General features: G+C 54.4%; 1 protein-coding gene. It reads right to left on the reverse strand.

What is annotated here, in order from left to right; all coding sequences use genetic code 11:
* On the reverse strand, positions 1 to 281 hold a 281-nt coding region (locus OGY13_RS00020), incomplete at both ends, for a DDE-type integrase/transposase/recombinase (protein WP_286637506.1).

Raw genomic sequence — 281 nt, forward strand, 5'->3', positions numbered from 1 at the left:
ATCCGAATGAACCAGCACCTGTTTTTGGGGATTACGCCGCCATACAGCCATCAGCAGTGCGTTCAGGACAATGTCCTTTGCCATCCGGGATTGCATGGACCAGCCGATAATTTTGCGTGAGAACAGATCAACAACCACGGCAAGATACAGCCAGCCTTCGTGGGTTCTGATGTAGGTTATATCCGTTACCCAACGCTCATTCGGAGCATCCGGATTGAACTGTCGCTGGAGCCTGTTGGGCGACACGATACTGGCCTCGCCTTTACGTGCCCGCGGGCTCC

Origin of the sequence: Citrobacter sp. Cpo045, from assembly GCF_030332875.1 — a bacterium.
Classification (GTDB): Bacteria; Pseudomonadota; Gammaproteobacteria; order Enterobacterales; family Enterobacteriaceae; genus Citrobacter; species Citrobacter portucalensis.